This is a genomic window from Pseudoduganella sp. R-34 (assembly GCF_049904655.1).
GTDB lineage: Bacteria > Pseudomonadota > Gammaproteobacteria > Burkholderiales > Burkholderiaceae_D > Rugamonas.
Map to the genome: position 1 here is coordinate 141,581 of NZ_CP184573.1, position 21,296 is coordinate 162,876.

19 protein-coding genes are annotated in these 21,296 nt (G+C 55.1%); 1 reads left to right on the top strand and 18 read right to left on the bottom strand.

From position 1 onward, the window contains the following. Positions 1 to 57: 57 nt before the first annotated feature. From ACN9MW_RS31910 to ACN9MW_RS31985, 16 genes are all read right to left on the bottom strand, one after another. Complete coding sequence (locus ACN9MW_RS31910; protein WP_426172466.1) at positions 58 to 384, bottom strand: hypothetical protein; 327 nt, start codon at positions 382 to 384, stop codon at positions 58 to 60. A 113-nt stretch (positions 385 to 497) separates the two neighbouring features. Beyond that, positions 498 to 1,574 carry a CAP domain-containing protein gene (locus tag ACN9MW_RS31915; RefSeq protein WP_426172468.1) on the bottom strand — a complete coding sequence of 359 codons (1,077 nt, stop codon included), beginning with the start codon at positions 1,572 to 1,574 and terminating at the stop codon, positions 498 to 500. Positions 1,575 to 1,817: 243 nt separating this feature from the next. After that, on the bottom strand, positions 1,818 to 2,306 hold the full coding sequence (locus ACN9MW_RS31920) for a lytic transglycosylase domain-containing protein (protein WP_426172470.1): 489 nt from the start codon (positions 2,304 to 2,306) through the stop codon (positions 1,818 to 1,820). Between the two features lie 644 nt (positions 2,307 to 2,950). Continuing rightward, positions 2,951 to 4,228 (bottom strand): PulJ/GspJ family protein, encoded by a 1,278-nt coding sequence (locus ACN9MW_RS31925; protein ID WP_426172471.1) that lies wholly within the window; start codon positions 4,226 to 4,228, stop codon positions 2,951 to 2,953. A gap of 8 nt (positions 4,229 to 4,236) precedes the next feature. After that, complete coding sequence (locus ACN9MW_RS31930) at positions 4,237 to 4,800, bottom strand: type 4 pilus major pilin (protein ID WP_426172473.1); 564 nt, start codon at positions 4,798 to 4,800, stop codon at positions 4,237 to 4,239. A gap of 44 nt (positions 4,801 to 4,844) precedes the next feature. Continuing rightward, complete coding sequence (locus ACN9MW_RS31935) at positions 4,845 to 6,017, bottom strand: type II secretion system F family protein (RefSeq protein ID WP_426172475.1); 1,173 nt, start codon at positions 6,015 to 6,017, stop codon at positions 4,845 to 4,847. 11 nt (positions 6,018 to 6,028) lie between these two features. After that, positions 6,029 to 7,843: a GspE/PulE family protein gene (locus ACN9MW_RS31940; protein WP_426172476.1), complete on the bottom strand. Its 1,815-nt coding sequence runs from the start codon at positions 7,841 to 7,843 to the stop codon at positions 6,029 to 6,031. A gap of 21 nt (positions 7,844 to 7,864) precedes the next feature. After that, on the bottom strand, positions 7,865 to 8,473 hold the full coding sequence (locus tag ACN9MW_RS31945; RefSeq protein ID WP_426172478.1) for a hypothetical protein: 609 nt from the start codon (positions 8,471 to 8,473) through the stop codon (positions 7,865 to 7,867). After that, positions 8,463 to 9,791, bottom strand: a complete 1,329-nt coding sequence (locus ACN9MW_RS31950) for a hypothetical protein (RefSeq protein ID WP_426172480.1) — start codon at positions 9,789 to 9,791, stop codon at positions 8,463 to 8,465. The genes ACN9MW_RS31945 and ACN9MW_RS31950 overlap by 11 nt, the downstream gene beginning before the upstream one ends. A 9-nt stretch (positions 9,792 to 9,800) precedes the next feature. Further along, positions 9,801 to 11,483, bottom strand: coding sequence for a type II secretion system protein GspD (locus tag ACN9MW_RS31955; RefSeq protein WP_426172482.1), 1,683 nt, complete (start codon positions 11,481 to 11,483; stop codon positions 9,801 to 9,803). Positions 11,484 to 11,495: 12 nt separating this feature from the next. Continuing rightward, a complete protein-coding gene (locus tag ACN9MW_RS31960) occupies positions 11,496 to 12,269 on the bottom strand; it encodes a TcpQ domain-containing protein (protein WP_426172483.1) in 774 nt (257 codons plus the stop codon). Between the two features lie 215 nt (positions 12,270 to 12,484). Beyond that, entirely contained in the window at positions 12,485 to 13,858 is a 1,374-nt protein-coding gene (locus ACN9MW_RS31965; RefSeq protein WP_426172485.1) for a TrbI/VirB10 family protein, read from the bottom strand. A gap of 4 nt (positions 13,859 to 13,862) precedes the next feature. Then, positions 13,863 to 14,693 (bottom strand): TrbG/VirB9 family P-type conjugative transfer protein, encoded by an 831-nt coding sequence (locus ACN9MW_RS31970; RefSeq protein WP_426172486.1) that lies wholly within the window; start codon positions 14,691 to 14,693, stop codon positions 13,863 to 13,865. Beyond that, positions 14,690 to 15,373 (bottom strand): type IV secretion system protein, encoded by a 684-nt coding sequence (locus tag ACN9MW_RS31975; protein ID WP_426172488.1) that lies wholly within the window; start codon positions 15,371 to 15,373, stop codon positions 14,690 to 14,692. Before ACN9MW_RS31975 ends, ACN9MW_RS31970 begins: the two co-directional genes overlap by 4 nt. Positions 15,374 to 15,497: 124 nt before the next feature. After that, positions 15,498 to 16,367, bottom strand: coding sequence for an OmpA family protein (locus tag ACN9MW_RS31980; RefSeq protein WP_426172490.1), 870 nt, complete (start codon positions 16,365 to 16,367; stop codon positions 15,498 to 15,500). Between the two features lie 199 nt (positions 16,368 to 16,566). Then, positions 16,567 to 17,766, bottom strand: a complete 1,200-nt coding sequence (locus tag ACN9MW_RS31985) for a type IV secretion system protein (RefSeq protein ID WP_426172492.1) — start codon at positions 17,764 to 17,766, stop codon at positions 16,567 to 16,569. Between the two features lie 59 nt (positions 17,767 to 17,825). Between ACN9MW_RS31985 and ACN9MW_RS31990 the strand changes: the two genes are divergently transcribed. After that, a complete protein-coding gene (locus tag ACN9MW_RS31990) occupies positions 17,826 to 18,038 on the top strand; it encodes a hypothetical protein (RefSeq protein WP_426172493.1) in 213 nt (70 codons plus the stop codon). On the opposite strand, the gene ACN9MW_RS31995 is transcribed toward ACN9MW_RS31990, so the two are convergent. Further along, positions 18,039 to 18,779, bottom strand: coding sequence for a hypothetical protein (locus ACN9MW_RS31995; RefSeq protein WP_426172494.1), 741 nt, complete (start codon positions 18,777 to 18,779; stop codon positions 18,039 to 18,041). It abuts the gene before it with no gap. A gap of 18 nt (positions 18,780 to 18,797) precedes the next feature. After that, positions 18,798 to 21,290 (bottom strand): VirB4 family type IV secretion system protein, encoded by a 2,493-nt coding sequence (locus ACN9MW_RS32000; RefSeq protein ID WP_426172496.1) that lies wholly within the window; start codon positions 21,288 to 21,290, stop codon positions 18,798 to 18,800. Positions 21,291 to 21,296 lie beyond the last annotated feature (6 nt).

Here is a 21,296-nt window from a genome sequence, read left to right on the forward strand (position 1 = left end):
GCCCTTAACGTAGTTTTGGAGTATTTGCTCGGAACGAAGCCTTTGGTAAGTGCTCGATCAGTCCGGAAGGCGACCAACCAACGATTTTCCAGACATTAGGAAAAGGCTTTTACCGTTGACGTCCACGCATTCACGCGTCAAAACGAATTGGCCGTCTACTTGCACTTTGACTTCAAATCGATCGGCAGAACAGATGCGGTAAGACTTGGAATTCGCCCCCGTGTAAATTACGCTATCGGAGGTACCGTTGAACACGCAGCCACTTTTGCAGTTCTCGAAAGCGTAGGCGGAAACCGGCTGTTGTTGATTTTGCGCTCGAGCAATCGGAGCGCAGATCAGTGCGCTGACGACTGCTGCTATTACAAAGGCGTTATTCTTCCTCAAGATATTTCTCTTTCAGTATCAAAAAATTGGCGAGCACCGGCCAACAACGGTTCTGTTTCAAGGAACGGATATGTAAAAAAGGGCCCGAAGGCCCTGATAGTGGCTTCAAGAGATTAGCTTGGATCGCAGCCGTAAACGAGTTTGGCGTTCTGGGCCATGGTCGTGAAACTCCACACCTTCTCAAACGCTACGCCATTGTTCGTGCCGACGAAGCGAGCGGTGTACTTGGTGTTCAGCTTCAGCGGTTTGAATGGAATGATGTAAGCCGTGTTTTGGCGGGCATACGATGGATTCGGGTCGGTAGCAGCAGTGTTCAACTGACTGCTGACAGCAGTACCGCTTACCGCTTCGGTCAGCGTGAAGGTCGTCGTGGCCAGGGTGTTACCGGATTTCACTTGCATCGACACCGGATAGCCTGCGCAGGCGCCATTGTTGACCGGAATAGGATTTGGAGTCTCGCCTGCAAAGCCATAGAACACGTTGCTAGCATTGTCGACAGGCCAGACACCGATCCAGTTTGCACTAGGCTGCTGGCCTTGTGCACCTTGAGGGATACCGGTAGTGGCTACGAAAATATGGTGCAGGCCACCTTCGCCTTGGATACGCGTGGAGGATACACCGACGCCAACATCGCGACCAGCAGACAGCAAGCCAAAGCGGTGGTAAGGCGCGGAAAGCAGGTTCTCTATCGCCACTTTTCCCGGTGCACTTTGAACCCCGTCAACCTGAATGAAGCTAGCCAAGGCCTCGCCAACCGAGCTACCAGCGTATTTCGCGAAGCTCGCGCGGTCAGCTGGAGTGACGCCAGTGAAACCGGCCTTGGTCGGGTCTTCACTATGGCCAGCTGCGAAATAGTCGCCGGCGTCGAATTGGCCAGTCACATATTTGGCATGGTTAGTTGAGGACGTGTTCAAAGCGGCGCTCTCGGCGAGAAGACCTACGCCATATTGCGTGCGGGCGTCGTTCAAGGTGTTATATGCGTCGAGCGAAAGCGAGCTGGCCTGGTACGAAGGATTCGGCACAGTTGTTTGCAGCGCGTTTGGATCAACCACTGGCGGAACAGGAGTGGTTGGCGTGGTGTTGTTGCCATTCGATGGAGCGGTGTTGCTGGAGGAACCGCCACCGCCGCCACCGCAGCCAGTCAGTGCAGCGGTCAGAGCAACGGTAACGAGAGCGATCTTCTTATTCATACTGTCCATTTCCTTTTGGTAGCTTTAAGTTTGCGAATAATTTACTGGCCTGTTTCAGCACTTCTGAACTTCAAGGAGAGTCGCGTCTCGCTAGTGAGGAGTGCCGATGTGGTTACTGTAAGAGAGGAAATTGGCTGCGCAAGCCCACAATTTCGCGATTCTCAGAGAAAAAATTACACTCCGGCTCTTAATTGCCATTAAGAAATAACAAGTGTAATTATTGTAATTACATAAGTCAACATTTCAGCGAGTTAAACCGTCCTTTACGCGCTGCTGGTAGGCGTGCGACACGATACGCTGGACATAGCCTGCCTTAAACCCTGTGACGAAGTTGTTACTGAAGTAACAAGACAGAGCTGCCTGGAGCGCGACTTGCTCATTTCGTTGGCCTGATGACGCGCGCTCAAAACATTTCGCCAGAATCTGGCCACCTGCCGCAAGGTTTGGACACACCTGAAAAGCGTTTTCGATCGTCAAACCGTAGGCTTTGAAGTTCGTATAGTTGACTTGAGACAGTCCCGCACTGAAGACGATTCCTCGATCAACGAGAGCCTTCGCTGTAGCTACGGCTTCACCATAGTTGCGAGGTTGCCGCTCCAAGCGGGCCTTTCCCACTATCGCAATTGCGTAGGGGTTAAATGACGACTCCTTGGCCACGACCGAATACATCGTCCTTGGATGAACGAACGGTGCGCACTGGCTCACATAAGTGGAAAATTCGACGTAGTCCATGTTCGGAAAAAAATACGCGGCCTCGGCCGCGTACTCTTTGTGCGTAGAGTTAGAACATGTGGCATGGGTACTTGACCATGCCATTGCTGCAGCTACAAGACCCAATTTTTTCTTTAGAGAGCAAGGTGTCTGAAACGACTACCCCGTCTTGTTTGCACATACTGCGTGTGTAGTAATACCAACCGCTGCATTGATAACTGTTCTGAGTGTAGGTTGAGCAAACTGGTGCCGGCGGTTGCGGTGGCTCTGGTGGCATCTGGTTATTACACGTCGGGTAATTGGTAGCACCATTCGGGCAGGTACCCGTCGGAGGCGGGGGCGTAGCGACGCAGGACGGATTGCCCAAGGAATCATGGGCGAGATCACTACCAGCAGGGCAAGCGTAATCGTCCAGCACGCAATGTGCGATGCCCGAACCAAGCGTCGTCCAGTGCTTGCCCGCCCCGCACCCAGGCGGAGTTGGTACACCTCTGCACGAGTCGGCGGCAACGCCGGCATTGCAGTCGGCCTGGAACTGTGCCGACGAACGGACGTCTCCCGCCCTTTGCACCCACTGGCCAGCAGCCTGCACGCTGGTGCCAGCAACGACTGCCACCACGATCAGCCCTACAACCATCCATATTTTCTTCATCAACAGCCTCTTCTTAATATTTGCATTCGAGGTTAAGCACCGCCGAGATATTTTGAGCATTTCCGGAGGCTTCTCCGCCCGAATCGTCGCGTATTTTGATCAACACTTGCCACGCCCCACCGAGATCTACAGTCGTGACGAACATACTTTGCTTTGGCGGCGCGTTGGTTACGTCGATGGACGTCTGAGTCAGGCTGAAAGATCGATCTGGCGTACCACCGACATCACAAGTAGGCTTGTTGACGACATCGAGGTCACGGACCGCCACGCGCTGTTTGACAACGCTTTGTGGAAGCAGGCTTGTCGACTTCACGTACCGCCCGTTTTTGCAGATCAACTGCTCGCCAGTTGCGGTCGACGTTGCGACCTTTCCATCAGGCGCGCAACCGTCGGCGGGGTTCGCCCTTGCGCTGATGGCCTGCCAGGTTCCTCCGCTGCAAACCACCACTGCCGAAGTGGTACTCGCAATTGCATTTTCTTGAGAGCAGGCTGCCCCGACAGTTTTGACATCGGTATAGAAGAAGTCAGACTTTGTTTCGTTCTGGACGGTCAGCTTACCGCGCAGGTTAGGATCGCGTGTGTCATTGACTCGGACAAATTGCCCAAGGCCGCTTGACACGTACCCGAAACGCGCAGCGACGACGCCGGCAGGATTACCTGCAACCGGGTTCGCTCTTGACCAGGTTTTTCCGAGCCCGTTAACGGTGCCAGGATTGATGTTCAAGCTGAACCCGCCTGCCCCACCGAGCTTCTTCACGATAGTCGAGATCGAGGGGCCATCAGGATCAGTACTGCCGTTGGCTGTAATGGCCCTGTCGATATAGACCCATCCGACCACGTCACAACTGGTAACCTGAACAAGCTCGCAGCCGGCGGGTTCGCGCCAAATGCGTACTTGGTAATTGCCGGGCTGGCCGTTGCTGAAGACGGCTTGTGTCGGGAACGATGCACTGAGATAGCCCATCGCGATTAGGTCTGCAATCGCGGGAGCATAGGTCTGCCCTGGATTCACCCCCGCATTCAGCGTCTTGCCGTTGCGAGTAATCGCAGTGCCGGTCTGCAGCTCAGTGAACTTCTCAGATGCCATTGTCGATCCAGCAGCTGCAAGCGTCGCCAGGTTATCGGCCTCGATCTGCGCGAAAACCATTCGATTGGCTTGAACATTCATTTCAAGCCCAGCGGCGGCTATAACGGCCGAGATAATCAAAGCCAGCGTAAGTTCAAGAAGGGCAAAGCCCGCTTGGGAACGCAGGCCCTGCTTCATCGAGCTCGATCGGATATTCGGACGCATTGATTTCCTTAGCTACCAGTGCGGCCGTGATCCCAGACGATCGTGACTGGCGCCGCGGCGTCACAAGCAGTACCCAGCGTTGCGGTATTAATCTTGGCGTCGAGCGGTTTTACTACGGAACCGCCAACAGTGATGCGACGTGCCCCGGACATCGTGCCAAGCACCAATTCCATGCATGCGGAAGTTGGCACGTTTGCCCACGACTGCGAGGCGCAATCGCTGGTGCCAGTGCAGTTTACGGGTGTAGCAGTGATCGCGCCGCCGTAGGGATTGTTCGCAGTGTTGGTCCCTGCAATGCGCAAGGATGCAGGAATAACGCCAGACTGAACGGCCGCTGCTGTGGTTAAGCTCGGATACTCGTTATTGGCGCCGAAATTGGAACGAAGGCCGCCGCCGATCGCGTTAACGAGATTCTTCGCTTCACCTACGTCGACCTTCGACGAGTTGGTTTTAAACCAGCCCATCGCGGACATCACCATCAGCGCGACGATGATCAAGGCGACCGTCAGCGAAACCAGGAAGTCGCCGCGTTGCTTGCGATGGAACGAATTGCGTTTGATTGTTTTGTTCATAAAAGCTCCAAGCTAAGATTAAAGAATTTTGGTTGATGTACTAGTTAATGCGACCGCTCTTGCTGTTCCAACTTTCGCTGCATGATCGTTGTCGGATCGAGTTCCTTGTCCATGCTCCTCGTGATGCTGAGCTGGCCCAAATACAGGAAGACAGTCAGTGATGCCGCGAGAGAGATGAAAACCAAGTTCAACTTGAATGCCGACTTGCTTACCTGTTGGCGGATCTCTTTTGCTCCAACAGTCCCAATCTCAATCAACACCTCCTCAAACGAGGGGTTGTTTCGAGAAATCGTCGCCAGGCGGGCCGATACCCGTGGCGAAAGAATGCCGTTCGTGAACGCTACCGATGCCTCAAGCGGATAGATTTCGATGTAGTCAAGTATTCGCGTGACGTGATATCTGAGATACGGCGTGGATCGTGACTGGATCAACTCCAGTGCTTCGTTGAGCCTTTTGCCGGATTCCAAGAGGACAGCCAGCGCTGAGAGCAGCATTAGCGCTTGCGCGTCCCTATACATGGAAAGAGGCAAAAGATAAGGAGCGATCGGCGAAAGCCAGGTGGCGAGCTCAGGGTCAACTCGCTCCAAGCGAAGGCGCAGTTTCCCAATCCAACGAGGTAACCAATAGGCAAACGTCATACCAGCCACAACGGCTAGCACGAGGAAGTGGACACCGTAGCCGCCAATGAGATTAGCTATTACTCGCACCAACTCATTGAAAGGTGTCCACACTTCAGGCGGAGCAACCTTCTCGATAATCGGAATCGATTTTGAGCTTAGAACATAGGCGAAGAAGCCCAGCCCCGGGAGGAGAAGAAGTGGAGGAAGAACAGCGCGGTGAATTTCCTTCATCGCCTCACTTTGTTCCTCCACTGCCTTGACGAGGTCGCCCAGGATCTTGATTTGCTCCTTCTCCTTCGCAGAATCGGCCGCACCCAGCATGACGAGGTCACCAACCGGCATGGCTGTCGCAACCACTTCGCTCATTTTCTGAACCTGGCCGCTCTTGATGCGCCCTAGCATCATGCGCAGCGCAAATGCACGCGATCTGTCGCGAGTTTGCTTCGCATTTGCGATTGCGAGTTCCGCCATCAGAAAGGTCTTGGTAACCTCGCCGGCTTTAATTGACTTCGCCCAGTCGCCATAGAATTCGACGCGCTTCTTGCGAAAGTCGTAGAGCATTACGTATTCGTAAAGAGATTTGAGAATTTTCAGCATGTGCAATGCGGTTATTTAAATTGTTTCTCGAAGCCGTCGAACTGCCTGCATTCCCTCGGGTCGACGATTCCCAAAGCTGCTTTGTAGAGCGTGTGCTCGAGGATTGTCTTTCCCGTCATATCTGGCGACTCGATGTCACCATCGGAGAACGAACGATAGTGCTTGTGCGCCCCGATATCGTCTCCGACGGATGTGAGCTGTAGCCAAGTCTCATCAGGCATGAACATCTCCGCTACGCTGGTTCGGCCCCGAGTGCCTCGACCTTTGCAATGAGGACAGCCACCCGCACGACGGAAATAGAAGCGGTCTGCGGAGAGTCCAAAGTTTCTGCTGAGAATATCGAGAGTGGTTGAAATTTCCTTCGCCGGATCGACCTTCTTTGCCCGTTTTCTCACGGCGACGTCCTTGTGAGCTTCGGTCTCAGTGCCAGAGATCTTGCACTTCGGGCACAAGCGCGGTACCAGGCCCTGGTAGATCATCAGGTTCAGAACCTCTGGCCCAGTAATTTCTGCGCGCGTGAGCCCCCAAGACTTCTCTTCGGTAAGGCGGCGAGCGATACCGCTCAACTTATTCGCGTGCAACGTACTCACGACGAAGTGCCCCGTGGATTGAAACTGCATTGCAGCGGCCGCACTCGCAGCATCACGAATCTCACCGATCAGCACTCCGTCCAGGTCCGCACGAACGATACTGGAAACGTGAAGGTTAAACTCGCGAGAGCTTGCCTCTGGATCAGCGAGGTCGCGTTGGAATGGAATCTGATGCACACCTTCGAGCGGCAGTTCGATAGGGTCTTCGAGGCTGTAGATCGCTCCGACACCGTTTGACGGATGCGTTTCGATGAAGGTCTTTTGCGCCACAGTCTTACCAGAGCCGGTAACGCCACAGAACAGAACCAGGCCCTTCTCCTTCATGCCTGCTTCAACGAGCAATTCAATCTGCGAATCTGAGTAGCCGAGTTGGTCGAGCGGAATAGCAGTCTGATTGGCATCGTAAAGGCGAATGATGATTTTGGGGCCTTGGACGCCAATGATGGTCTGGAAACGCATGCCAACGACTGTGTTTCCGACCTGCAGAGGCGTCAGCATTGCGAAAATGTTCTCGCTACTTCCAAACATGGCCGCGCTGTTCGAATTCTCTTGTGCAGTTTCGCCGAATGCCCAACCGATAACCGCGTTTGCATGACTCTCGGTGTATATGCCTCCGTGCCCATCTGGCAAGGGCTCAAGCTCACCGTCGACGCGTATCAGGACGGACGAAGTGTTCCCGGAAGGCAGGACGTGCAGGTCGCTGGCGCCTTCTTGCCATGCCAATGAGATCCAGGTCTCGAATGTCTTCTTGTGCTCCGAGTTCGATGCTGATTGCCCTAGATAGGCGGGCCGCTTCTTGAAGTCTTCGACGAGTTTGCGAATGAGGTCCTCGGTACACATGCGGTCATTCGCAGCGACATCGAAGCCGCCAATGACCAGCTCGTTCCGAACCGATTGAACGGCCTTGGGCAAGTCTGCACTGTTTGATTTGCCATCGAAATAAAGCAGCGCGCGCTTTGGTCCAACTTCCAGGGCCATAATTGCGAACTCAAGGTGCTTTGGCAGCGCAACAAGGAATCCGTTGCCGACACCGGTCAGGATCGATGTGTACTCAGGGATCGCGCTCAGGCTTTCGACGATCGAATCATTGTCTGCCGGCTCGCCAGGGCCAGCAACAGAAGCAGGACCGGAGTGCAGTGTGAGTGATTGCGCAATCTCATGCTCGCGCCGAGATTCCGTCTTAACGCCTCCGACTTGGATTGGCTCGCTCGCCTGCCTTTTAAAGAAGCTGAACATCGTACTTATTCGAAACCCTTGTTAATTCAAATACTCGCCAACCGCCCAGACGAACTGTCTGTTGACGGTTTTCGCCGTCTTCTTTTGCTTCACTACTTCAGTCTTTGCCAGGTACAGTTTGCTTCCTGCGATACTTTCTACGGTCCAGCCTTTGATTGTGTCCCCAGCGGTGATGGTGATGCTCGAAACTGGCGAGGTCTGCACTTCAGCGATCTCCTTCCCTTTCAGGCCAATCACCGCGGCCAGGTAAGGCTTCGGTGGCGGAGGCGGTTTCACGGGCAGGAATGGTTTGACATCCTTGTCAGTGGTAATGGCGATAGCCTGGTCAGGCTTCAGCTCAGGAACGGGCCGCGGTTGAGCTTGTCCGATTGGGGTGACAACAGGGCCAGACGCCGAGACTTCTTTGTTAGCGCTTGCGGCAAGTGCGCTCGCTTGCTTTGCCGCTAGGTCAGCGATCGTCACCTCAGCGGACTTCACCACGGGAGCACTGGCCGATGGGACAAGCTGTCCTGGTGCGGACGATGGTTTCGGCGCCGAGGCCTGCCCTTTGTCATCAGCGTTGGTTTGAGCAGCAACTGACGCGCTGAGTTGAATGGCGAAAGCCAGCACAAGAGTCTTCTTACCGAACATACGTGTTTCCTTTGATAGTGACCGCCAGATTCTTTTCAGTTTCTGACGGCGTGTATTTCACGGTGAACGAAGTCCACCAGACGGCGGCCGGCGTCGACGCGACAACTTCCTGTACTAGTGCGAACGGTGCAGTTACGCTGATTGGGCGCGCCTTAAGCGTGCTGGTTGCTGGAAGCTGGCTCACATCGCCTTCTGTCGGCGTTGGCCAAGTTTTGAACTCTTTCTCTTCGTCTTGCTGCTGAACCTGCAGGCCGGCGTTGGTCCAAAGCTGATAGGTGTTGACGTAATCGATTGACACCCGGCTCATAGGAACAGCGGCAGCAAGCGAAGCGATACCGGATTGCTTCAATGGCGACTTCAACACCAGCTTTGCTTTGCCCAACCCGCTTTCAGGCATCAACTCGGCGCCTGGGAATGCCGCTAGCAGTTGAGAGGTGGTTCCGCCTTTACGGTCCCACGTGTAAATGCATTTACCTGGAGCGCATTCGGCTTGTTCGAGAAGCCAACCCGCTTGCATCACTTTGAGCGTACCGAACGTGGCAAGCGTACTGGCCAGCGAGTTGCGTTCCAGCCCCATGCGGCCGATGTTAGATGCGAGCAGGTCCTCATACGGGGGCAATGGGTCTTGAGCCGCCAGCTTTGCCAGGAGCGCCGCCTTTTCCGCTTGGCGATGGTGCTCATAGCTTGCGAAGCCGGAAAGAGCGATGCCGGCGACGGCGCCAACCGTTAGTAGCAGGTGCACAGGGTTAATCGGGACGGCACTGAGTCGATTGGACTTGGAAATGTGTTCGATAAACGCTTGCTCTTCAACGACCTGGCCGTTGAACTGACCGTTGTAGAAGGACACAGGATCATTGGTATATACCTTATGCCCATTGGCGCCCATCTTCCCGCCCAGCGCATTCTTCATCAGTTGCACAGCTTCGGACTGAGTTTTGACCTCGTCGGCGATTGGCAAACCGTTCTGAACGATGATCACGGCCACGCGATCCTCTTCACTGAGGCGCTCGCCGAGGCGCCACGCGAGGATTTGATTCACGTCACCGGGAAAGGCCTGCACAAATGCAACAGCCAGTGAATGCAGTCGTTTCTGCTTCGTCGGTTCATATTCATTGTTCGAATACAAGCCAATCGCACCGAGTACCTGTGAATCGGCCACGACCGAGTGAATGATCACCTTCTCCGCCTGTACCAACTTGGCTTCTTCGCGGACCTCTTTCGTGACTTTGGCGCCGGCGCCGAAGTTGTGCAGATGCTTCCACTTCAAGCCTACGACGAGGGCCGCCTTATCAGCGGCGATTGCGGTTAATGTCCTCATGTCTGTCGCTTAGATAACCACGGTGCGGATGAAGATGATGAAGTGTTCGCGCACGATCCCGACCTTCCGGGAACCGCCAAACAGAATCGGTGTATCCTCAGAAAGTGAACGCTTATCGCCAGTCGAAACGTCACGCGACAGGCCCGTTACCGAAAATACCTGACCAGGCTTCATCACCAACGATGTCTGTTCGCCGTTCGCGGAGACTTTGGTGGTTTGAACCTTTTGCTGATTCGCGCCCTGGCCGGAAGTAACGTCGGTCAGTCCAAGCAGATCCGAGAGCGACAGGCCAAACTTCAGTAGCACGGTGTTGTTCTTCTGGATCTGAGGCAGAACTTGGAACTGGTCGCCGGTCGTGACCTTGTCGGTTTTGATACCGGGCGCGCCGGCGCCAACCGCAGACGAGGCGCCAGGGGTGGTCTCGGAGATGAAGCTCTCGGTGCTCAAGCGGGATTTGCGGGCCCAGGTACCGTTCATTGCCATCATTGGAATAGTGCGGTGTTGGACGCTGGTGCCGCTTTGCTTGAGCATGTTGACGAAGGCCTGCGTGTTCGCGAATCGCTGGCTTGCGTCGCTGTTCCCTTCCAACACCTTAACGCCGATGTTGCCAGCGTTGATGCCGGTGAGCGTAGTTGGAGACGAGCTGCTTACGCCATAGATTTGCGACAACGAGTTGAACAGCACGGTCCAATTGGCTCCTCGTTCGTCCTGCTCGCTTGTCTGCACGGAATAAATGTCGAACTGGATCAGTGCTTGCTTTTGCATCAGTGCGTTCTCGCCCGTGATGAAGTCACGCACCTGCGCCAGCATTTCCTTCGAGCTCTTCACAATGAGCTGCTTCGAGCCATCCGCGCGGATTACTTCGGACCCTGGTACTCCACTAACAATTTGCTTGACGGTCTTTTCCAGGCTGGTAAAGGCATCCGTCGTACCGTCGTCGTTTACTGTCAGTTTGGAATCGGTCGACTGGGAACCAGTGGTTTGACCGCTACCGGTCACGCCCGAGTTCATGTCGTATTTCGACTTGCCGATGAACGCAGAGACTTCGAATGATTCGGTCATGTAGCGCATGATGACAACTGTGCCGTCACGGTATTCCCAGGCTAGGCCAAGGCGGTCGGTGAGGTGATTCAGGAAGCCTACCAACGGGCCTTTGTACTTGAGATCTGCGTTGTCGAGCATCAACGGTGATACCGCTGGTGCGATTGCCATTTCTTGCAATGGTTCGCCAGGGGCAACCGCAACTTTCGTCGTTGGGATCGCATTTACGGCAACCGTGCCGACGTCGCTTTGGATGCGGACCGGAATGTGGGTAGCATTGAACACACGGTTGGCGACGGTATTCAGTGAAACCGAGCGTGCCGCCTTGATGTCGTCGGTGGTCCAGCTGAAGTCTTCGCGGAAGACCGATGGGAGACGATCATCGGACGACACAGGGACGGTGCGCGAGCCAATGTATGTCGAGTTAGCGCGACGCATCACCGGCCGTTTCATCTGCTCCTGCGCCAACGCATCAGCATACTCGGCGCTGCCGGTCACCTTGCCCATGTCACCTTTCGGCAATTGGGAGTTCATCGCTTGTACGCGCGACAACACGTCGTTCTGCATCGATGCGGCTTCTTTTTTGAGTGCCGGCGAAGTGCAGCCGGATACCATCGCAAGTGCTGCGATTGCTACGATTTTCAGCTTCATACGGTCCCTAAATTAGTTGTATTCCGGACATGCCTCTGACTGCTCACCCAGCTTGGTAATGCGGATCACCGGGGGCGAGTTGTCGTAGACGCAGGCTTCCAGTGGGTTGCGGCCGTTCCGGATACCAGGTGTTTTGAGGGCTGCTTCGATTGCGTCCGTCAGGGAGCCGTAGTAAGTAGGCGTACCGTCGATCAGCACATGCGTGTCAGCATCCCACAGGATCCGGTATTCGCCGCCCTTGCCTTCTGTCGCAGCCTCTTTGGCCCAGCGCTCGAACGTCGCCGCCAGGCGCACATCGGTGGCGCGCACTTCCCATCTCATTTGCATCTGAGCCGATTCCTTCTTCTTGGAATCAGCGGTGTCTGCGGACAAAGACTTTTGCGAGTCACCGGCCGGACCGCCCAACTTGGCGTCGGCTTCGCCCAGGAGAAGGCTCAGTTCGTCAATGCGCGACTGAAGCGCCTTGGTGTCGATCTCTGGCTTTTCCGGAGGCGGCGGGAAACCACGCATTACCGTGATTTGCTTACCATTGAGCTGCGCGGCGATTTGGGTCGGGACGCCGTTCACGATGTAGCGTTGGCCGTCGGCCGTAGCGCCACGAATGATCAGGCCCGGGATCGCTTCAACGTAGGTATTTTTCCCGTCGTTATAGACTTCGAAGCGGCTCTTGTTTGTCGCGTCCACAACGTAGTAGTTGCTGTCGATTGGAGCCCCATGCGCGTGAACAGCTACCAGCTGCAGCGCGACTACAAATGACGTGGCGAGTTTCTTGATTAATTTGAGCATCGGACTGGTTCCAATTTTGTATTCAGAATGTTACGGACAACACCAGGTCACCCACACCCAAGAGCACCAGCTTTCTCCGACTAATTTGGATCGGAGCATTCGCCCGAAGCCCGAACTTCTATCCGGTCGTGTCGTAAAAAGCGGGTGCGTGTTTTCCAAATTTCTAGCTGAATCAGTGACTTAGGCGCGTGTTTGGTGATACAGGGGTGTGCGGTTTAACGGCGATAGGGATTCAGCGCCATGTCTTGTGTGGTCATGAAGATGAACTCCTGACCGAACTCGTTGGTCAGGGTCGGTGGAATGTTCTTGTTCCGGTTCATCAGCGTCTGGAGTACGTCACTTAAAGCCATGCCGGCCACCGAGCCGGTGGTCATGCTGCCGGCGCCGTTGTTGGTCGTGGTGACCGTACTGCGCTTATCACCGAGGAAGAACGACGAGGCGCCGATAATGAAACTGCTCGAGAACATCTTCCAGAAGTGGTTGTTGACATCTGCCTTCAGGCCGGATTTGCCCATCATGTCACTCGCGGATGCTCCGCCCAAAGAAACGGATGAACCATCCGGGAAGATCAACCGAGTCATCGCGATGAGGGTCCGCTCTTGGCCGACGACCACTTCATTGTTATAGACGCCGATCAACTTGCTTCCTCTCGGAATCAGGACGTACTTCATGTGGATACTGTCGTAGACGTCCGAGGTGACCTGCGCAGTAATCTTGCCTGGCATGTCGCTCGATACCTCCGGGAGCAGGACGCTGCGAATGGTCGTTCCTTCGAAAACCATGAACGACGCCGGCGCCAGTTGGGCGGTGGTAGTGCGAACGGTCGACCCACTTGCAGCCTGCGAATTCAAGAATTCCTGATTGGGATTCTTGCCAGATTGGCCAGTTGGCTGCCGTGCCATCGCTTCGAGTGCCTTGTTGGTGTCGTTGCGAAGACCCGCGCTCGCACTATCCTGCGCCGCGACAAGACGCGCCATCTCGTCCTGGAGCTGGGAGACGTTTGACTTCGCAGGAGAACTCGCGGACTCGCCAACCAAGGTGAAGGTACCCTGCGCTTCCAAAGGCGATGCTCGAACATCTTCTTCGCGTTTCTGCTTCGCGAGCAAGGCCTGGTTTTGCGCTTCCATTTCGGGTGACGTGCCGTGGCCGGTCAAAGGGTAGCCAGCCTGCGGCGCCATCGGAGTTGGCATCTGTCCAGCCGGGCCGCCAGCATAGCCGCCTGCAGCTCCTGGTGCCGGCGGTGTCGCCTTCGGATCAACCGGAGGCGGCGGTGTGGGTGCCTTCTTTGCATCGTCCTTCAGCTGGTCCAGCAGCGCGCTGGTATTGCTCACTTGGACCGCGCGATCAACCACTGCTTCTGGCTCGTCGGGCTTCTTCCTGGTAGCGCGGTTGTCAGGCATCATTACCCAAGCCAGGATGCCAACTGCGGCCAACGGAATGGCGACCTTCTGGATGTTGGCCAGGATGTTTTTCGGCGCGGTGCCTTTGGTGAGGTTCTGAGATTCCTCGACGAAGTTCGACTGGCCAGCGGACGCAGTCGTCGGCTCGCTCGGCTGGATCGGCGGAATGTTGAATGGGTCTTTAGCCATGGAATTAACGCCAGAAGGACTTATTGCCGTCACGCGATGCGACGCGGACTTCGGCAGGTCCGATCTTCAGGAGCAGGCTCTTAGCCACGCGCTCGACAATGATCAGGTTGTCCTTGATTTTGTAGTTGATCAGTGATGGATTGCCGGCCGCATCGAGAAGGAATACGGCAGGCGCGTCCTGGATGTTTGGAAGACGCAAGTAGGTAAACTTGCCGTCGTTGTAGACAGCGGTCGGTTTGAACGTTGCTTCACCTTGAATCTCATAATTGAAGTTGAGCGACGCCGGATCGGTATTCGGGGCGACGATCTGCGCATTCAGGCGATCAGTCTCGGCCGCCTCACGGGCTAGGTCGGCGTCCAGTCGCATCTTGATCTCCGCTTCACGATCTGGGAAGTCAAAGCTTACTTTTTGGAACAGCGGCTGCTGCTTGCCATCTTCGGCTTTGCCGGCAATCAGCTGGAACTGGTAAACGCGCTTGTTCGTTACCACGGTCATCGAAGTTTCGATGCCGTCGTGGCGTGGTTTGATATAGAGATTGCGCGGACCACCCGAAGCGCTCCATTCCAAGGTATCGCCAAGAACAGGCTTTTCCTTGAGGCCTTCGTCTTCACCGAGCTCTATGTGCGTATGCAATGTTGGACGGGTGAAGACGCGGAAGATGACGTCCGGAGAGTAGGTGTAGCGAACGATTCGATTCTCCCGCGCCACAGGAATAGCCTCCGCAGTCGGGTCAACGATTGATTTCTCCACCTTCTTTTTCACGGGAGCCGGGGCTGCTGCGGCCAGGCCGGTGTGTGCGGCCAGCAGAATTGCTACTAACTGGGCGGTCCTCATTTAGATTGAGCTTCCTCGGTAGGGTTGAAACTGGTGATGAACAGGCCGGCAGGGTTGCGCATGATCTGTTCACGAGTGGTTGGCTTCACGCGAGTGAATGTGATACGCATGGCGTAGTAGACGACTTTCGGCTCGCCGCCATCGCGAGTGATGGTCTTGAAGCGGAGGAAGGCGACGTTATCCTCAATGAAGTTGATGCTGACGTATTCATACGTACGAACCAGGTTTGGATTGCGCTTCAGCAGCACCAAAGGATTGTCTTTTGTGCGGAGGTCGCGGAGCTGCGCCGTCGCGTTGCCAATCGTCATTTCAGTCGACTCACGAATCGTGCCGTCGATCGTCTGCTGGTTGATGTCATATACACTGGAGGCCCACTTGTTCAGGAAGTAGCCAATTTCATCCTTATCGGGAGTCCAGTTGCCAACGGCGACGCCGTCTGTCGCCAGACGCCCACCCTGCTCGCTTCGAACAATTTGAGTCTCGACCGTCTTGAGCGGAAACAGCATCGACATGCCGATGCCCTGGGCGAGGTTGCCAGCGGCAAGAATGCAGGCAATCAGGAACATCCTGTTCCGCTCGATTTTTGGGGCAGCGCCGCGCTCAAAATGTTCGCGCGCCGTGTCAGAGGAGATTTCGCCAGGGGCGAAGTCTGGGACTTGGGAAAGATTGGACTTTTTCATGCCCTGATTTTCGAACGCGAGGCGGATCCGCAGCCCGCAAAATAGCCGACTTTTCGCGCCTGATTTGTATGGTCTGAGGAGCGAACCGTCGAAAAGAAAAACGCCGGCTAATGCCGGCGTTTTGTTAGATGATGTCGATTTCGACTCTTCGGTTCCGTTCTTTACCCTCCTTCGAGGAGTTCTCAGCGATAAAACCGCCCGAAGGTCTGAAACTCAAGGTGATCTTCTTTTGATCCACGCCGCGGCTGACGAGGTACTTGCCCGCTGCAGCGGCACGTTCCTTCGCCAGGCGCGCGCTCGCTGGACTGGCTTTCGAGCTGTCCGTGTAGCCGGTAATCGAGATCTCTGACGCATCCTTGCTCAAATCCATGATGGTTGATGCCAAGGCCGGCTTCGGTTCGAAGCTGGTGCTGTTGTCTTTGAATTGGATGCTAACCGAACTCACGGGCCGTGAACTTGTGACTTCGGCGTACCGCTGTTGGGCGGGCTGGGCTGTCTCGTGGGCCTGAGCGCTTGCCAGTAGCTTCCGCAGCGATGCCAGTTCCGCCTTCATGGACGCCAACTGGGCACGCATCTCTTCGTCACTTGCACCGGCAGGTTGAGCGGCACTTACGGCCCTGTCAACGGGCTGGACCCTGGCCGCGCTTGCGGTCGTGGTCATCGCTTGAACGTTGCCAATACGGGTCACCTTTGAGCTCGATGCGCCGGACATCACGGTGAACGAACGATAGGTGCCAGTCAACACGGCCGTTTGACCGAGAATGCGGAACTTGATCTCCGAGCGATTCTCGTCCAGGAACACGGGTGACTTGTACTCGATACCGCGGATCTGAACGACCGTGTTCCCGGTCATCTCAAATACTTGGACGATGCCGGATGCGGTGGCGTTTTCGACCTTGTAGTTGTACTCGATGGACTGGACCGGTGGTTCGGTGGCGCAGCTTGCTATGAGAGCTGCAGCGGAAACCATTGACACGATTCTCATGGGCTTCATGGTCATTCTCATTTTTTGATGTTCAGCGATTGGAAGATTTGTCGCCCCCAGACATTTGGGGGGACGTACACCGTCGATTTTCGGCCGCCTGCAATTTGGTTTCGCCTCGAATCTGCATGAATTCCGTCGACCACTTGGACCCAGAGGCCGGACACAGCCAAATGGGACTGGGTTCAGAAGCCCAGTCCCCCGTTCGGCTCTAGTTAAGATTGAGCGTCGGATACTTCAAAGGTGCCTCTGCAACTGCAGGCGTTTCGACGTTTTTGCTCGCACGGTCCTTAATTCGTGTTTGCGCGGCTTGTGACATGTTCTTTGCCTGGGTTGCAGTTCCACCGGCTTTGCTCGCTGCGCTGGCGGCGCCTTCACGTACGGCGGCTCCAGCCCCTTTGCTTGCGCCGATCGAGCCAGGAACCATTGCGCTTGCGATTTGCGGGACCTGCTGGATGAGCGAGTTTATCGACATCAGAATCACGGCAACCAACAGAAGTGAAGCCGAGGTTGGGGCCTCGATACCAGTGTAATTTGTGAAGTTGAACGAACTGAACAGAGTAGAAACTATCGTCGTGCATACTCCAAGAACACCGGTTACCACGGCCGAAGCTACCAGGAAGCCGAGCCATTTCGAAAAGTATTCCCGAGTCCATGGGGTTACCAAACCAGTGATAAATAGCGGCCCGAAAGCAACTGCAACTGCGCCTAGGAACGGACCCAGTAAAACTAGCCCAATGAGGTCAGTAAGGCCAACGAAGCAAAGTCCGACTATGCCGATTGCAAAGGCCACTGAGATCAACGCATCGAAGAATGCGAGTAAGGTGGTCCCAAGGTGAAAGATCGAAACAGTTTCGAAGAAGTTATCACAGGCATTGCTGATGGAACGCGCAATCATTTGCAGAATGACTGTGTACATGTCGGCAATCGCAGCAATCGGGTCTCCCCCTAAGTTTCGAATGTATCCAAGGAAGCCGGTCTTCCCTGCGAATTCAGGCATTAACGTTCCATAGTTCATAAGCAAGTATGAACACAGCACGACCGGCAGTCCGACATCGAACAGCACTTGCTTACCGGACGAGTTGCGCCCGCTAAGCAGCCCGATCGCCTCAACGATCAAATAGATGAGAGCCAACGAACCGGCAATGCTTAATGCTGGTGTCAGAATTTTGCTTGAGACTGCGTAGCCGGCATTTAGGAGTGCGTCGGTTATCGCGCCGTTAGTTTTGTTCTTGAGTACCTCAGCTGCCTTAGCTATGTTTTTAAAGAACTTGCCTGGCGGCTCGCCTTGTACTTTCTGAGTGTTTTCAGTCTGGGTTCCCTGGGCGAATGTGGGAATACAAGCTCCCAGCAAAGCAGCAATGAGGAATCCCATGATTACGGTTCGAAGGAAGCTGTAGTCCATTTTCACGCTGGCATTCGGAATTGGTTTGGTAAAATCAACCGATCTACTATTAGATAGGAGGCGTTATGACGATTAAAGTTGCAACCTTGTTACTATTGGCGGTCGTGCTGACTGCTTGCACCGATTCTTCACAAAAGGTCGAGGTTGGTTCTAAGGAAAACTTCGACAAGGGAGTAAAAGTCATGGCGGAGCAACAGCGGAAGTATGAGGAATCCGACAAGTTGCTGGACGCAGATGCAAAACCTAAAGAGAAAAATGAGAGCGCGCCTGCCAAGTGATCACTTGAGATTCGCGTCCGATTGCATCAGAGCTTTCTGGCGCTTGCTTATGACCTGCATTCCTTGCTCGAAAGTTGCCTTTTCAGTAGTCTGATCCATTTCCTGCTTCATCTGGTCTGCCCTGCCCTGCATCTGCAGGGCAGAGATCATCTGCTGATTTTGTCCGATCAGAACGTCGATGCCGGCACCCACACTTTGCATGGCCGACGTTTGCCCCGTCGAGGCCTGCAGTTGGTTTACGATTTGCTTGCGACGTTCCGCGACTTCTACCATGCTCCGGTCAATAGCCTGGTACTGCTGCGACAGCGCCATCGCCCGCGACCGGTTAATGTCCGATTTGGTCGTGAGGAACGTCTTCCAGTCCAAATTGGATGCGCCAACCTGCGCCTGCACTGATTCAGTCAGTCGTTTCGATCGGTCAATGACGCCCAACAATTGAGTACTGACGTTCGCGAGCTGCACATACAGCTTGTACTCTTCCTGCACCCCAGCCAGGTTGGCCAGGCCGCTGACCGACTGCAGTGATTTCCCCATGGCGATCAGCTGCTGCACCTGGGTGATGTAGGTGTGTGCGGTGTTGACTTCATTCTTGACGGCCGAAATCGCGCTAGAAGTATTCTGGATCAGGTTGGTCGGGTCGATGACGATATCGCCTACGCCGAAAAGCGCGTGCGCTGGGCCGGTCACAATGGCCGCGGCAAGGCTCAAGGTTCCCAGGATTCCCTTGATGTACTTTTTCATGATTGCTCCTTTCGAAAATTAGGTATCCATTACTTCGGCCAGGTAGTCGGCCTTCCAGTTGGGATTGTCGACGTTGTAATGGCGTTCAAAAATACGCTGCACGGTCTCCTCGGAGCGCAGATAGGCGAGAGTCTCCTTGTTGAGGCTGGTTCGCAGAATGCGCGATATCGCCCCCTCTCCAGACTCGGAGTTCTGCACCAACAGATACTCACGTTTTGGCCGCAGCTTCGCGATGAGGTCGACGTGGTGCTCCTCGAGCGCGAAGTTCTTCTTATAAGCGGCCCGGTGCGGTTCGATTTTCTCGTTGTAGCAGAACAGGAAGCTGAAGATGTTGTCCAGCAGCGTTGCGGCGATATCCGAGTCGGAGATCGATTCCGGGCTCTGGAGTGTCAGCCAAATGAACGCATTCTTCTTCCGGAAGGTCTTGAGCCAATCGTCGATCACCTCTTTAAAGCGTGGGTCAGCAAGTAAGAAGCTCGCCTCCTCGAGATAGATGAACGTTGGCGTGCCGTCCAGGGCCAGGTAGATCTTGCGGAAAGAGTAGTCGATGAACGCGCGCGCCAGGCGCTCGTACGACAAGATGTCCTTCATCTCCACGGTGGTCCAGTCACCAACGGAGAAGTCATCTTCCTCGTTGTCGAACATGCCGTATGGGCGGCCTTCGAGCCATTCACCCAATTCGTTTGTCAGGTGTTTCGGTAGCATTGCTGCCAATACGCTGAGACGCGGCATGATGCCGAGCCGTTCGTACTGGTCCACTACGCGAAGCAGAGTTTCGTCAATTTCCGTGCGGTCATCTGTGGTGGCCGAGTACCCGCCTTCGGCCAGGCGCCGGATGATAAATTCACGCACCCACAACGGGCCATCAGCATGACCGTCGACCAGGAACGAAAGCGGGTTGAGTTTGCCCTTTCCGTTCTTAACGTCGATATGAGCTCCGTCATGGAGATGGGTGAAAATTTTGCAGGATAGGTTTCTGTCGAAGATGCGGACATTCACCTTTCCGTAACGCAGGAACTGTGAAAGACAGAAGTTGACAAAGGTGGTCTTGCCGCCGCCGGTCGGCGCAATCACCAGCATATGCCCTACCTGGCCGACGTGCGGCGAGAATTGAGCCTTGCCACCATATCGGTTGGCAAACGTCGCGAAGTTCGGTACCGGCCGTTTGAAGACCAGTTCAGAGAAGTATGCGTGTGTGCTCGGCCCTTCGTTCATGGTGTAGAGCGGCGCACAGTCAGCGACGTTTTCGATCGACAGCAACTCGTAGCGCGTCTGCATTGCCCATTGCCCGGGCAGCATCGCTGCGAACGAAGGTAAAGCATTGATCCGCTCACGGACCAGGCCGAAGCCTTTATGCGCCAACTTCTGCGTGGCGAGGGTTACGTTTCGCTTCAGCTCGGTGTCGTTTGCGCCATACACAAACACTGTCATGTTGTGGTACGCGTAGCAGATACCCTCGGCGCCAATGCGCTCGAGCGCGTCGTTGCATTGCGCCAGGAGCTGGGCCTTGCCGGCTTTGGGCGTGGGTTCGGAGTTCGTCGCTTTGGCAATGGCGTGGCTCACTGCGCCGTATTGCGTCAAGTTGTAGTATTCCACGGCTTCGTTGATCTGGGCGGTGCTTTCCTCGGAATTGAGGAAACGTACGATCTGGCAGATCGTCAGCTCCATGTCCATGGCCGCGAGGGATTCAAACAGCAGCGGAGTCGTATACTCCGGCCACTTCACAACACCTAGTGCCGCTGCATAGACCGTCCGCGTGTTGCCAGTGAACTGAATCGTTTCGGGTCCACAAGCGACATAGTTTGCGGGCGCCCAAGAGTCGAGCATGGAACGCTTTGGTTTCCGATAGGTGATTGGATCGCTCGCACGATTGAGCAGTGTCGCTAAGGCTGAATCGAAGCCAGTCTCTTTGGTCAACCGGAATGTCGAGAGAGGAACCGAGCTAACGAAGCCGGCGAGGATTCGTTCAAAGGTGTGGATGTTCTCACGCAGGACGCCCTGGTCGCGGGCAAAGGCCACGCGCCCGGAAATCGACTCCTTCACGGCGCCGATAAATGCGGACGATAACGATCCGCCCTTGTCGGACTGGATGCGCTGCATGCGATCGAGGAATTTGCTAGTGCCCGAATCGCCGGTGAACAGCATGTAGAGGGTGTAAGTGATGGAGTAGTGCTTGCCCTCACGGAAACTCTGGGAGTATGCGTCGTCCAGCGCGGCCGCGGTCTGGTTCTGGAACTCCCCTTCCGCGTAGGTGAAGTCGCGGCGTTTATCGACGATCCACCAAGCGGTTATCCGCTTGTCGAGCTGTTTGATCGTATCTTCGAAGCGAGAGGTGACCGCAGAGACCTTTACATTGCTCAGATTGTCCGGGTCTACCCCTTGGTACTTGAACGCGGCCAGGAGCGACCCGTCCTTGTTCAACACCAGCTCTGGAGTGATGAAGTCGATCCAGGGGCAAAGGGCTTGAAGCGGATGCGTATGCTCCTCTTCGCGAAATTTGATGTTTAACATGGGTGG

Excerpts from the sequence above, each read along its gene's own strand:
- ACN9MW_RS31950 (WP_426172480.1), bottom strand. The coding sequence starts at position 9,791 with ATGAGGACATTAACCGCAATCGCCGCTGATAAGGCGGCCCTCGTCGTA.
- ACN9MW_RS31925 (WP_426172471.1), bottom strand. The coding sequence starts at position 4,228 with ATGCGTCCGAATATCCGATCGAGCTCGATGAAGCAGGGCCTGCGTTCC.
- ACN9MW_RS31970 (WP_426172486.1), bottom strand. The coding sequence starts at position 14,693 with ATGAGGACCGCCCAGTTAGTAGCAATTCTGCTGGCCGCACACACCGGC.
- ACN9MW_RS31995 (WP_426172494.1), bottom strand. The coding sequence starts at position 18,779 with ATGAAAAAGTACATCAAGGGAATCCTGGGAACCTTGAGCCTTGCCGCG.
- ACN9MW_RS31935 (WP_426172475.1), bottom strand. The coding sequence starts at position 6,017 with ATGCTGAAAATTCTCAAATCTCTTTACGAATACGTAATGCTCTACGAC.
- ACN9MW_RS31945 (WP_426172478.1), bottom strand. The coding sequence starts at position 8,473 with ATGTTCGGTAAGAAGACTCTTGTGCTGGCTTTCGCCATTCAACTCAGC.
- ACN9MW_RS31930 (WP_426172473.1), bottom strand. The coding sequence starts at position 4,800 with ATGAACAAAACAATCAAACGCAATTCGTTCCATCGCAAGCAACGCGGC.
- ACN9MW_RS31960 (WP_426172483.1), bottom strand. The coding sequence starts at position 12,269 with ATGCTCAAATTAATCAAGAAACTCGCCACGTCATTTGTAGTCGCGCTG.
- ACN9MW_RS31940 (WP_426172476.1), bottom strand. The coding sequence starts at position 7,843 with ATGTTCAGCTTCTTTAAAAGGCAGGCGAGCGAGCCAATCCAAGTCGGA.
- ACN9MW_RS31915 (WP_426172468.1), bottom strand. The coding sequence starts at position 1,574 with ATGAATAAGAAGATCGCTCTCGTTACCGTTGCTCTGACCGCTGCACTG.
- ACN9MW_RS31980 (WP_426172490.1), bottom strand. The coding sequence starts at position 16,367 with ATGAAGCCCATGAGAATCGTGTCAATGGTTTCCGCTGCAGCTCTCATA.
- ACN9MW_RS31965 (WP_426172485.1), bottom strand. The coding sequence starts at position 13,858 with ATGGCTAAAGACCCATTCAACATTCCGCCGATCCAGCCGAGCGAGCCG.
- ACN9MW_RS32000 (WP_426172496.1), bottom strand. The coding sequence starts at position 21,290 with ATGTTAAACATCAAATTTCGCGAAGAGGAGCATACGCATCCGCTTCAA.
- ACN9MW_RS31990 (WP_426172493.1), top strand. The coding sequence starts at position 17,826 with ATGACGATTAAAGTTGCAACCTTGTTACTATTGGCGGTCGTGCTGACT.
- ACN9MW_RS31975 (WP_426172488.1), bottom strand. The coding sequence starts at position 15,373 with ATGAAAAAGTCCAATCTTTCCCAAGTCCCAGACTTCGCCCCTGGCGAA.
- ACN9MW_RS31920 (WP_426172470.1), bottom strand. The coding sequence starts at position 2,306 with ATGGACTACGTCGAATTTTCCACTTATGTGAGCCAGTGCGCACCGTTC.
- ACN9MW_RS31955 (WP_426172482.1), bottom strand. The coding sequence starts at position 11,483 with ATGAAGCTGAAAATCGTAGCAATCGCAGCACTTGCGATGGTATCCGGC.